Source organism: Christensenella sp. KGMB01412, assembly GCF_055522415.1.
In genome coordinates, this window is record NZ_JBVFVW010000001.1 from 169664 (window position 1) to 181125 (window position 11462).

General features: G+C 48.1%; 10 protein-coding genes. 9 read left to right on the top strand and 1 reads right to left on the bottom strand.

Annotation, left to right across the window (positions count from 1 at the left end; translation table 11 throughout):
- Positions 1 to 38: 38 nt before the first annotated feature.
- The 4 genes from ACS5WU_RS00850 to ACS5WU_RS00865 all read left to right on the top strand — a co-directional run bounded on the left by ACS5WU_RS00850 (position 39) and on the right by ACS5WU_RS00865 (position 5100).
- Positions 39 to 584, top strand: coding sequence for a glutathione peroxidase (locus ACS5WU_RS00850; protein WP_046443075.1), 546 nt, complete (start codon positions 39 to 41; stop codon positions 582 to 584).
- A gap of 138 nt (positions 585 to 722) precedes the next feature.
- Complete coding sequence (locus ACS5WU_RS00855; RefSeq protein WP_046443074.1) at positions 723 to 2435, top strand: ABC transporter ATP-binding protein; 1713 nt, start codon at positions 723 to 725, stop codon at positions 2433 to 2435.
- A 13-nt stretch (positions 2436 to 2448) separates the two neighbouring features.
- Positions 2449 to 4257 carry an ABC transporter ATP-binding protein gene (locus ACS5WU_RS00860; protein ID WP_465088877.1) on the top strand — a complete coding sequence of 603 codons (1809 nt, stop codon included), beginning with the start codon at positions 2449 to 2451 and terminating at the stop codon, positions 4255 to 4257.
- 69 nt (positions 4258 to 4326) lie between these two features.
- Complete coding sequence (locus ACS5WU_RS00865) at positions 4327 to 5100, top strand: MurR/RpiR family transcriptional regulator (protein ID WP_046443072.1); 774 nt, start codon at positions 4327 to 4329, stop codon at positions 5098 to 5100.
- Between the two features lie 37 nt (positions 5101 to 5137).
- Here the strand turns inward: ACS5WU_RS00865 and ACS5WU_RS00870 are convergent, their stop codons facing one another.
- Complete coding sequence (locus ACS5WU_RS00870) at positions 5138 to 6808, bottom strand: formate--tetrahydrofolate ligase (protein ID WP_302760021.1); 1671 nt, start codon at positions 6806 to 6808, stop codon at positions 5138 to 5140.
- Positions 6809 to 6918: 110 nt separating this feature from the next.
- Between ACS5WU_RS00870 and ACS5WU_RS00875 the strand changes: the two genes are divergently transcribed.
- The 5 genes from ACS5WU_RS00875 to ACS5WU_RS00895 all read left to right on the top strand — a co-directional run bounded on the left by ACS5WU_RS00875 (position 6919) and on the right by ACS5WU_RS00895 (position 11380).
- A complete protein-coding gene (locus tag ACS5WU_RS00875; RefSeq protein ID WP_059109174.1) occupies positions 6919 to 7539 on the top strand; it encodes a hypothetical protein in 621 nt (206 codons plus the stop codon).
- A gap of 79 nt (positions 7540 to 7618) precedes the next feature.
- Positions 7619 to 8101, top strand: coding sequence for a hypothetical protein (locus ACS5WU_RS00880; RefSeq protein ID WP_156415101.1), 483 nt, complete (start codon positions 7619 to 7621; stop codon positions 8099 to 8101).
- 60 nt (positions 8102 to 8161) lie between these two features.
- Complete coding sequence (locus ACS5WU_RS00885) at positions 8162 to 8713, top strand: helix-turn-helix domain-containing protein (protein ID WP_059109176.1); 552 nt, start codon at positions 8162 to 8164, stop codon at positions 8711 to 8713.
- Between the two features lie 17 nt (positions 8714 to 8730).
- The gene (locus ACS5WU_RS00890) at positions 8731 to 10398 is read left to right on the top strand and encodes an AMP-binding protein (RefSeq protein WP_059109203.1); all 1668 of its coding nucleotides are present in this window, start codon (positions 8731 to 8733) and stop codon (positions 10396 to 10398) included.
- Between the two features lie 31 nt (positions 10399 to 10429).
- Positions 10430 to 11380, top strand: a complete 951-nt coding sequence (locus tag ACS5WU_RS00895; RefSeq protein WP_302760022.1) for a hypothetical protein — start codon at positions 10430 to 10432, stop codon at positions 11378 to 11380.
- Positions 11381 to 11462: the final 82 nt, after the last annotated feature.

The following is an 11462-nucleotide window of genomic DNA, read 5'->3' on the forward strand; positions in this document are numbered from 1 at the left end:
CAGGTGTGGAGGAATAATTAGAACAGGAGATGCCAATCATGAATATTTATGATTTCAGTGTGAAAAAGATGGACGGCGGGACGCAGCCGATGAAAGACTTTGAGGGCAAGGTTGTGTTGATTGTGAACACAGCGAGCAAATGTGGTTTCACGCCACAGTTTGAAGGTCTGGAGAAATTATATCAGGATTATAAGGATAAGGGACTTGTGGTGGTTGGTTTTCCGTGCAACCAGTTTGCAGGGCAGGATCCGGGCTCCAATGAAGAGATCAAGGAATTTTGCAGCCTGAACTACGGCGTTACGTTTCCAATGATGGCAAAGATTGACGTAAACGGTGAAAATGCTGATCCGCTTTACGATTACCTGAAATCCCAAAAGGGCTTTGCGGGCTTTGATCCGGCCCATCCGATTGCCGCGAAGCTTGATGAAATTCTGCGTGCAGAGAATAAAGATTATGACAAAGACAGCAGCATCAAATGGAATTTCACAAAGTTTTTGGTGAATAAGGACGGAGTCGTGGTAGAACGCTTTGAACCCACGTCAACGCCCGAACAAATTGCTCCGCATATCGAAGCGCTTTTGTAATGATAATTTAAAACGCCGCCGCTTGACGGCGTTTTTTTGTGCATTCCCGTAATAGATTAAAAAAGTATGGAATTTCATGACAGTATCATATAGAATAGAATTAATATTTGTATCAACATATTTTGGGAGGGGCCGACGTTGCTGAAACTATACAAAGGATTAAAAAAATATACCGGGCAACTGGTTTTGATGATCATATTGATGCTGGGCCAGGTGTTCTCCATGCTGATGCTTCCCAATCTGATGTCTTCTATCATAGATAAAGGTGTGATTGCAGGCGATATCGGCTTCATTACCACGACGGGTATTATTATGCTTTGTATAACGCTGGTTGGCTCTGCGAGCGCGATCGGCGTAGGTTATTTTGCTTCGAAGATCGGCGTGGGATTTTGCACGGATGTGCGTAAAAAGCTTTTCCATAAGGTGGGGCAATTTACAATGGCGGAGTTTGATAAAGTTGGAACGTCTTCGCTGACTACGCGTACCACCAACGATATTATGCAGATACAGGATTTTTCGATTATGATGTTTCGTGTGGTAATCCTGGCTCCATTGATGTGCGCGGGAGGAATTGCGCTCGCCATACAAAAAAACATGCAGCTTGCATGGGTTATTATCGCCTGCATGCCTCTTATCCTGGTGTTTCTGATCATCGTTATGAGGAAGGCATTCCCTGTATTCCGCTCGATGCAGTCCAAGCTTGACGGACTCAACGTCGTTATGCGTGAGAATATCACCGGCGTACGCGTGATTCGCGCATTTACGGCAGAGCAACGCGAGGAGAAACGTTTTGAGGATGCAAACCGGGTTTTGACAAAAACGTCAGTCCGTTCGCAGGTACTGATGTCTACGCTTATGCCGCTTTTGATGCTGATTGTCAATCTGGGAACGATTGCCGTTGTATGGTTTGGCGGGCAGCAGATCGCGCAGGGGACTCTGGAAGTGGGAGATTTGATGGCGTTCATCCAGTATCTCGTGCTGATCATGTATTCGCTTGTTATGATGTCCCTTATTTTTGCTATGATGCCGCGTGCGAGCGTGTGTGCGGACAGAATTAACGAGGTTATGGATATTGATATTGATATCAGGAACAAGGAGCATACCGAAAAACCGCAGGCAAAATCTGGCGTTGTGGAGTTCAGGAATGTTACTTTTAAATATGGCGATGCGGAAAACCCCGCGGTTTCCAATATCAGTTTTACGGCGATGCCCGGGCAGACCACTGCGATCATCGGTTCTACGGGCAGCGGAAAATCATCTGTGATTATGCTGATACCCCGGCTGTACGACGTAACAGACGGAGCGGTTCTTGTAGACGGCGTTGATGTTCGTGATTATGACATACACGAGCTCCGCGACCGTATTGGCTATGTGCCGCAAAAAGCGGTGCTGTTTTCTGGAACGATCAGGGAAAATATTGCTTATGAAAACGAAGATATGCCTATGAGCCAGGTAGAACGCGCAGCGCGTATCGCACAGGCGGATTCGTTTATCGAGCAAAAACAGTCGAAGTACGACGATCCGATCGCGCAGGGAGGCTCGAATGTTTCGGGCGGACAAAAACAGCGGCTTGCGATTGCGCGGGCGCTCGCGGGGGATGCAAGCATATATATATTTGACGACAGTTTTTCTGCGCTTGATTTCAAGACAGACGCGACGCTGCGAAAAGCAATCAAGGAAAATACAAAAGACGCAACGGTGATTATTGTTGCGCAACGGATTAATACGATTATGGACGCGGATAACATTCTCGTGATCGATAAAGGTAAAATTATCGGACAGGGTACGCATGACCAGCTCGTAAAAACGTGTGACGTTTACGCGGAAATCGCGCGTACGCAGATGTCGTAGGGGGTGTTTTGAAGTGAAAGTCGGAAAAGGACAACCGGTTCAGGATGAAAAAGCAAAAAATATCGGCGGAACGACAAAACGTCTTCTTGGATTTTTCATGCCATATAAAAAACAGCTCTTTGCGGTGCTTATTCTGGCCGCGTTGGGAACGCTGTTTTTGATTATTGGCCCTAAAATGCTTGGAGAAGCGACCAATACGATTTTTGCAGGCATCGCGAGCACCGCGGATGGTAATAATTCTTCCGCGAATATCGACTTCCAGAAGCTGTCTTCAATTTTGGCGACACTTGTAGTGGTGTATGGGCTTTCGGCCCTGTTTACGTACCTGCAGCAGAGAACCACTGCCAAGGTAGCCCAGAACACGATTTTTGATTTGCGCGAAGCAGTGGACAGGAAAATACAGCGGCTGCCGCTTAATTATTTTGATACGCATACGCATGGGGACGTGCTCTCGCGCACCACTACGGATATTGAGCGAATCAGCACGACAATCCAGCAAACGATGACGCAGCTTATTACGGCGGTGTTTACGATTATTGGTATTATCGTAATGATGATCTCTATCAGCTGGCAGATGATGCTGATTGCGCTTCTGGTACTGCCGATTGCAATGTATTTGTCCTCGCTTGTAGTCCGCAAGTCGCAGAAATATTATATTGGTCAGCAGGACAAGCTTGGATCGGTGAACAGCTATGTGGAGGAGATGTACTCCGGGCATAATATTATCAAATTATATAATACGGAAGAGCGTACGGAGAAAGAATTTGATGAAATGAACGACGCCCTTTATGAGGACGCGCGGCGTTCGCAGTTTGCGTCGAGTATTATCATGCCGATTACAAATTTTGTGGGTAATCTGGGATACGTCGGGATTTGTGTGCTTGGCGGGGTGCTCACCTCAAACGGGACGCTTACCGTTGGCGCAATCCAGGCGTTTATTCAGTATATGCAGCAGTTTACACAGCCAATCGTACAGACGGCGAATATCGTTAACCTGATGCAGTCTACGATTGCGGCGGCAGAACGCGTGTTTGAGTTGCTTGACGAGCCCGAGCAGGTGCCTGAAAACAAAGAACTGAAAGTCATTGGCCATACGAATGGAGAGATTACTTTTGACCATGTTCGTTTTGGCTATACGCCGGATAAGATACTGATTTCCGATATGAACCTGCATGTAAAGCCGGGGCAGAAGGTTGCCATCGTCGGGCCGACCGGCGCGGGAAAAACGACTCTCGTTAACCTTCTGATGCGTTTTTACGAGCTCTCCGGTGGCAGCATAGCGATCGACGGAACCGACATCAGGGATATTTCCAGGCAAAACCTGCGCGGCCTTTTTGGCATGGTGCTACAGGAAACATGGCTTTACTCCGGGACGATTCGTGACAACATTCGCTACGGCAAGCCGGATGCAACGGACGAAGAAGTACTTGCGGCGTGTAAAATGGCGAATGTAGACAGCTTTATTCGTACGCTGCCGGGAGGCTACGATATGGAAATTAACGAGGAAGCAAGCAATATATCGCAGGGACAAAAGCAGCTGTTGACGATTGCGCGCGCATTTTGTGCGGATCCGCAAATACTGATCCTTGACGAAGCGACAAGCTCGGTAGATACGCGCACGGAAAAGCTTATTCAGGATGCAATGGAAAAGCTGACGCATGGACGGACCAGCTTTATGATAGCGCACCGCCTGTCAACGATTAAGGACGCGGACGTGATTCTTGTGATGAAGGACGGAGATATCATAGAGCAGGGAAGCCACGACGAGCTTATGGCAAAGAACGGTTTTTATACGGGACTTTATAACAGCCAGTTTTCATAATAAATGAAAGGCAATGCAAATAGACGGCTTGAGATTACATAAAAGGATTGTATTGCAACGGGAGGGGCAATGGCAGAGGATTTTTATGATTTTACAAGCGCGAGGATCAGTTCGCTTTCCAATACGGAAAAGCAGATATTCAATTATGTTGTGCGTAATATGCACATTGTAAAAGGAATGAGCATCCGAGACCTTGCCGCAGCCTGCTTTGTCTCGACCACAACTTTGTTTCGTTTTGTCAAAAAGCTTGGATTCTCCGGTTATTCAGAATTTACGGCGATGATTCGGTTGACGGAAATGACATCGAAGAATATTGCTATTCCAAATGTAATCAGCAAAAAGGATTACCAGGAGGATTACCTGAAAAACGTAATCGAAGCGGTGAAGGTAATCAGCAACGATAAAATAGAGCTTTTCAACCGTATCATGGACCGCTATCCAATCGTTTATATTCTGGGGATTGGCCTGAGTGCCGATGTGGCGCAATACCTGCGCCGGATATTAACTGTGCTTGGCTACCATGCGGAAACGCCGATCGAGGATTACGAAATCAAATCCATATTAAAACGCATTAAGCGTGACGACGTGCTCATGGTATTATCTTATTCCGGAAATAACCAGACGCTTGCGCGTTATATCGAACAGATTGTCACTGTGGCAACTCCTACGATTATTTCCATCACAAGGGCGGATAACAATATCATCCAAAATATGAGCGATTTGAATTTTTATGTGTTTGCGGACGATATTTCGTTCGACGGAATCGATATCACGTCGCGCTGCGGAATGATTGCCGTGATTGAGACGCTGATGTATAAGCGGATCACGGACCGAAATAAATAAAAAAAGAGCATCCGGCCGGATGCTCTTTTTGGTTTGCTTAAAACAGGCCGACTGTATTTCCGTTTTCGTCAAGATGTATGCCGGTTGCAGCCGGTTTTTTTGGAAGGCCGGGCATGCGCATGATAGTCCCGCACAGGGCTACAATAAAGCCCGCGCCGGAGCATAATGCAAGATCGCGCACCTCCATTACAAAATCGTCAGGCGCGCCAAGCTTTTTGGGATCGTCTGAAAAAGAATACTGCGTTTTTGCGATGCACACAGGAAGGTTTGTATATCCCTGCTTTTCGAACATGGCAATTTTTGCTTTCGCCGCCTTGGAATAATCGACGCGTTTCGCTCCATAGATGCGCGAGGTAATATCGTTGATCTTATCCATAATTGGCGCAGCGTAATCGTATGGATGGCTGGGAGAGGAATGATGCAGGATAGACTGGATTACTTCTTCGCCAAGCTCGATCGCTCCGTCGCCGCCTTTTGCCCAAACGTCGCAAAGCACGGCTTTGCCTCCTGCTGAAGCAACATGTTTTTTTACCAGTTCAATTTCAGCTGGAGTATCGCTCACAAAGCGGTTGATTGCAACCACTACGGGAAGCCCGTAGACATTTTTGAGCGTGGAAAGATGCCGGTCAAGGTTTACGATGCCTTTACCGACTGCTTCGAGGTTCTCCTCTTGCAGTTCGTCCTTTTTTGCGCCGCCATGATATTTCAGGGCGCGGACCGTTGCGACAAGTACAACGGCATCCGGCCAGATGTCCGCATTGCGGCACTTGATATCCAAAAATTTTTCCGCGCCGAGGTCAGCGCCAAAGCCTGCCTCAGTAACAGTGTAATCAGCAAATTTCATTGCCATTTTTGTCGCAATGATACTATTGCAGCCATGTGCAATGTTGGCAAACGGGCCGCCGTGCATCAGCGCCGGGGTATGCTCGAGCGTCTGTACAAGATTTGGCTTAATCGCTTCCTTTAAAATGACGGACATTGCGCCGCCCGCCTCCAGGTCGCGCGCGTAGACTGGCTCGCCGTCAAGATTGTAGCCGATTGTGATATCGTCAAGCCTGTGCCGCAGGTCGTCAAGATCCGTGGAAAGGCACAGGATAGCCATGATTTCTGAAGCCGCCGCAATATCGAACCCATCCTGACGGGGAACGCCGTCCGTGCGTTCGCCAAGACCGCAAACAATATTTCTGAGCGCACGGTCGTTCATATCCATACAGCGCTTGAAAGTGATGCTTTTTACGTCGATACGAAGCTCGTTTCCCTGATAGATATGGTTGTCGATCATGGCGCATAGCAGGTTATTTGCCGTTGTGACCGCGTAAATATCCCCTGTAAAGTGCAGGTTGATGTCTTCCATGGGAATAACCTGTGCGTGTCCGCCTCCGGTCGCGCCGCCCTTGATCCCGAAAACAGGGCCGAGGGAAGGCTCGCGCAGGGCAAGGCAGGTCTTTTTTCCCAGTTTGGCAAGGCCGTCCGCAAGGCCGATGGAAACAGTGGTCTTGCCTTCGCCGGCAGGCGTAGGATTGATCGCCGTTACAAGAATCAGCCGCCCGGGCTGTTTTTCTTTCAGTTGGTCCATATAAGTAAGCGGAATTTTCGCGATATCCTTTCCGTAGGGAATTAATACGTCCTGCGGAATATTCAATTTTTTTGCAATATCAGCGATTGGAAGAGCTGACACTGAATTTGCTATCTCTAAATCATGATTCATATGGTTTTCTCCTAAAATGTATTCCATTCTCTATTCTCATATATCTGTTTGGGTTTGTCAATAAGAAGATAGGCGAGCAAAAATTACACCGGTGTGATATAATCTAAGGTATGAAAAAAGAGCTTGCATTTGTGACAATCGACGATACATACTATGGCGGCGACCAGAACTGGCACACGCATAAAATGATGAAGCTTGGCGGGTGTTCCGCTGTGTGCGCGTGTGAGCAGTGTATCCAGCTTGCAAAAACCTACCCGCATTTACGCGGGTTGTATCCTTATGATCCGGAGCATGTTTCCCGGCAGGATTTCCTGCGCTTTTTTGAGACGGTGTACCAGTTTATCCATCCGGGGATCGGCGGCCTTACCAGTATCGATAAATTTGAGCGGATGTTTATGCAGTATGTCAAAACGACAGGAATCAGCCTGGCGCTCGATAAAATGGACGGTTTTGCGGATGCGCGCGAGGCTGCAGGGTTTGTCAGGGAGGCCATTGACCGCGGACTGCCTGTGATGTACCTGATGCTTCGCCATGCGGATAAGGAATTTGACGAGTATGAGTGGCACTGGTTTAACCTCACGGGCTACGAAACCCGTGAAGATGGCGGCATGCAGGTAAGCTTTGCGACGTGGGGCACGAAGTGTTCTTTTGATTTTATGCGTGCATGGGATACACGCAGGTTCTGGCGTGGCGGTATGCTGCGTGTAAGCAGCGGGAGCCTGAAAAAGTAGGACTTTACATATCGATGGATTTTTAATATACTAATATGAGGTATTTTTGGCGTTTTGCGAAAGGGGCAAACATATTAAGATGAAGAAAAAACTAGCACTTTTATTGGTTATTGTGGTCGCGTTGGTGACTGTTTTGGCAGGCTGCGGCGGCGCGGCGGAAATCAAAAAGCCGGAGCCGGACGAGGGAGCGACCGTTTTTGATGTTACTGGTTCGTGTAAGGCAGAGCTCAATGGCGATACATTAACCGTTTCAGGCGAGACGAACCTGATGGATGGAACCAACGGCGTAATTGCAGTTTTCAATTCAGACGGGACGAAAGCCGCAGACCAGAAGTTTACAAAGCAGGGAAATGAAATCAAGGCGGAGTTCAAGGTGGGCTCTGACTGGTCGGACGTTGTATACGGCAATATCATGTTTGATAATCAGAAATCGGACGGACAACCGGACGCCGTAAAGGAAGCGTACGGTAAGCACTTCCAGAATCTTACGGGAAACGCTATTATCTGGGATAAAAATGGAAACATTGTCGTGTTCCAAAGCGAAGAAGTAAAGATAAAATAAAACCAAAAACGCCCCACGCTTCTGCATGGGGTTTTTCTCGTTTAAAGGATGGTGGCCGAAATGAATGAAATCAAGGAAATCGCAGAAAGGATTCGTGCGCTGCGTGAGATTGAAGAAATCGAGCTCAGTGAGATGGCGAAGCTGACTGGAAAAACGATGGAGGAATACCAGGAGTATGAAGCCGGGAACAAGGATTTTTCGTTCAGTTTTTTATTTACGCTTGCAAACAGGTTTGGCGTTGATATTACGGAGCTTTTGACGGGTGATAACGCCAAGCTCAAAACCTTTTCCCTTGTAAGAAAAGGCGAGGGCCTTAAAATGGAGCGCAGGAAAGCGTATAAATACCAGCATTTGGCGTCAATTTTCAAAAACAGGCATATGGAGCCGTTTCTTGTGACGGTGGAGCCTAAGGATACAGAAGCTGTTAAAAAGAACGCGCATGAAGGGCAGGAGCTCAATTATGTCGTGGAAGGAAGCATGACGATCTTTATCCATGATGCGGAAATACGCCTGAATGAAGGCGATACCGTTTATTTTGACGCAAGCACGCCGCACGCAATGCGCGCAGAAGACGGAAAGCCCTGCAAATTCCTGGCGATTATTTCAAAGTGAGGATACCACAGATGAGAATATATGAGAAATACAGCACAACAGGCTTTGAAAGCTATGAAGATTTTGCGGCAAATTATAAAACGATTGTCCCGGATAACTTTAACTTCGGTTTTGACGTGGTGGACGAGCTGGCGAAGGAAAAGCCGGACAAACGCGCACTGCTGTGGACAAACGACAGGGACGAAGACCGCACGTTTACATTTGCGGAGATAAGTGCGCTCAGCAACCAGGCAGCCAACTTCTTCAAAGCGGAGGGGATCAAAAAGGGCGACAAGGTGATGCTGATTCTAAAGCGCCATTATGAATTCTGGATTGCGATCATCGGCCTGCATAAGCTGGGGGCGATTGCAATACCGGCGACGCACCTGCTGACCAAAAAGGATATCGTGTACCGCAATAATGCGGCAGATGTTAAGATGATCGTCTGCACAAGGGACGATGAGCTCAAAGAGCATGTGGAGGCCGCGGAAGCGGAGTCTCCAACGCTGAAAAAGAAAGTAATTGTAGGGGAAAAAAGGGAAGGCTGGCTTGAGTTCTGGGAGGAAATGGAAAAGCATGGCAATGAGTTTGCGCGCCCGGTGGGTGAGGATGCGACGCATAACGACGACATCATGCTGCTTTATTTCACGTCCGGAACAACAGGAATGCCCAAGATGGTTGCACACAATTTTGTGTACCCGCTGGGGCATATTGTAACGGCGGTTTACTGGCATAATGCGGATCCGGAAGGCCTGCATCTTACCGTGGCGGACACCGGCTGGGCAAAAAGCGCATGGGGAAAGCTCTATGGGCAGTGGCTGGCGGAAACCTGTATCTTCGTTTATGATATGGATAAATTTGTTCCGGACAAGCTGCTGAAGAAAATCGAGAAATACAGGGTGACGACGTTTTGCGCGCCGCCCACCATTTATCGCTATTTCATCAAAGAGGATCTCACAAAATACGACCTTTCGTCGCTTAAGTATGCGACGATTGCGGGCGAACCGCTCAATCCGGAGGTGTATTACCAGTTTCAGGAGGCGACGGGGCTCAAACTGATGGAAATTTACGGACAGACAGAGCTTACGGTTACGATCGGAAATTTTGTCTGGATGGAGCCGCGTCCAGGCTCAATGGGAAAGCCGAACGCAATGTACGATCTTGATATTGTCGATGAAAACGGCGACAGCTGTGCGCCGGGAGAGACAGGGGAGATCGTTGTGTATACGGACAAGGAAATCCCCACGGGAATGTTCCTTGGTTATTACAGGGATGACGAGCTCACAAAGCGCGTCTGGAATTATGGCGTTTACCATACGGGAGACGTTGCATGGAAGGATGAGGACGGTTACTTCTGGTATGTGGGCCGCGCAGACGACGTGATCAAGTCGTCGGGCTACCGTATCGGGCCGTTTGAGGTGGAAAGCGCGCTGATGGAGCATCCCGCGGTGTTGGAAACGGCAATTACCGGCGTGCCGCATCCGGAGCGCGGGCAGATTGTGAAAGCGACAATCGTTCTGGCGGAAGGTTATGCGGGTACGGACGAGCTTAAAAAAGAATTGCAGGATCATGTGAAAAAAACCACGGCGCCCTACAAATATCCGCGGGAAATTGAATTTGTGACGGAGCTGCCAAAGACGATCAGCGGCAAGATACGCAGGGTAGAGCTTCGTGAAAACGATCAAAAGAAAAATATTGAAAAATAAAGGAATATAAGAAAGGTTGGTAGTGTTCATTATGGAAGAAACGATTACGAAAAAAACAAATAAAATACCGTTTATTATTTTAGCAATCATAACCCTGTTGGCGTGTGTTTTGTACTTCGCGTCGATTGGAGGATATGTGTCGACGGTTGTGGAGTCCACCCAGGCTTCCGGCGGAAGCGTCACGGTTGACTTCGGAACGATTACGAATGTTCTTTACAGTACGGGCGGAATGCTTGTAATTGCCGCAGCGGCGCTTATGGCGGTAGTGCTCTTGCTGAAAAACAAACGCGAGTTATGGGCCAAGATTTTCGTTTGGGCGGGCCTTCTTTTGGCGACAATGCTTGGCGCGGCATTTTTCTCGAGCCTTGCAAGCGTTGCAACAAACGGCTTTTCCGTGTTGTTGCCATATATTCCGCAGGTTGCGCTCGTCGTCGGTTCTGTTGCGCTCATCGCAAAATGGGACAGCGGCGAGAAAAAATCGGCGAATATCGTTATACTGGTAAGCCTGATTGTTTCGATCATTGTGTCAATCGCATTCACGGTGACATTATATTCGCAGGCAAAGGCGGCGCTTGATTCTCTTGGAGAACTGGAGCCGATGTATATTTTCCAGTACCTGATCCTTGCTGCGGTTCCTTATGTGGCGACGCTGGTTCTGGCGGTTTATTATGTGGCTACCATGAGCAGGCGCAAATTCGATTGCTTTATGCTGGCAATGACCGATGAGGAAGCGCAGATCGTTGAAAGAATCGAAAAGCGCGTAGATGAAATTGCAGATGAAGTAGAAGAGATGGCTGTTATGGGCGAGGCAATCATCGAAGCGGAAAAGGAAATTGACAGGGAGATCGACGAAGCGGTTCAGGAAGCAATCGACGAGGCGGTGGAAGAGGTTGTGGAAGATGATGCGGCGGTGACGGTGGAAGTGGAAGTCACCGGGGAAGAAGCGCCTGAGAAAAAGGACGAAGATTCCGAGGAAAAGTAAAGGAAACGACTGTGTTTTGCACACCTGCCGCAAGCTTGCGGCAGGTGTTTTTTACTTGGAAAAATAAGTGATACGTGCTATA

Coding starts and splice junctions, on each gene's coding strand:
- ACS5WU_RS00850 (WP_046443075.1), top strand. CDS start 39: ATGAATATTTATGATTTCAGTGTGAAAAAGATGGACGGCGGGACGCAG.
- ACS5WU_RS00865 (WP_046443072.1), top strand. CDS start 4,327: ATGGCAGAGGATTTTTATGATTTTACAAGCGCGAGGATCAGTTCGCTT.
- ACS5WU_RS00870 (WP_302760021.1), bottom strand. CDS start 6,808: ATGAATCATGATTTAGAGATAGCAAATTCAGTGTCAGCTCTTCCAATC.
- ACS5WU_RS00875 (WP_059109174.1), top strand. CDS start 6,919: ATGAAAAAAGAGCTTGCATTTGTGACAATCGACGATACATACTATGGC.
- ACS5WU_RS00880 (WP_156415101.1), top strand. CDS start 7,619: ATGAAGAAAAAACTAGCACTTTTATTGGTTATTGTGGTCGCGTTGGTG.
- ACS5WU_RS00885 (WP_059109176.1), top strand. CDS start 8,162: ATGAATGAAATCAAGGAAATCGCAGAAAGGATTCGTGCGCTGCGTGAG.
- ACS5WU_RS00895 (WP_302760022.1), top strand. CDS start 10,430: ATGGAAGAAACGATTACGAAAAAAACAAATAAAATACCGTTTATTATT.